The organism is Lysobacter sp. GQ73 (genome assembly GCF_059758755.1).
Genome location: NZ_JCAXEE010000035.1, coordinates 1 through 245, shown reverse-complemented (window position 1 = coordinate 245; position 245 = coordinate 1). Strand labels below are relative to the sequence as shown.

1 protein-coding gene is annotated in these 245 nt (G+C 68.6%); it reads right to left on the bottom strand.

Annotated features, from left to right (window positions below; all coding sequences use genetic code 11):
- The coding region (locus tag AC6CH2_RS22555; RefSeq protein ID WP_498271171.1) for an AMP-binding enzyme at positions 1-245 on the bottom strand (245 nt) is incomplete at both ends.

Sequence of the window (245 nt, the reverse complement as noted above, 5' to 3'; positions counted from 1 at the left end):
TTCGCCGCCGAAATCTCGACGCCCTGCTCCGCCACCACGTAGGCGACCAGACGCTTGTCGCCGCCGTCGTCTTCGCGCGCGATCACCACCGCCTCGCGCACACCGTCGCAGGCGCTCAGGCGCGCTTCGATTTCGCCGAGTTCGATGCGGAAACCGCGGATCTTGACCTGGAAGTCGTTGCGGCCCAGGTACTCGATCGTGCCGTCGGCGCGCCAGCGGCCGAGGTCGCCGGTCCTGTACATGCG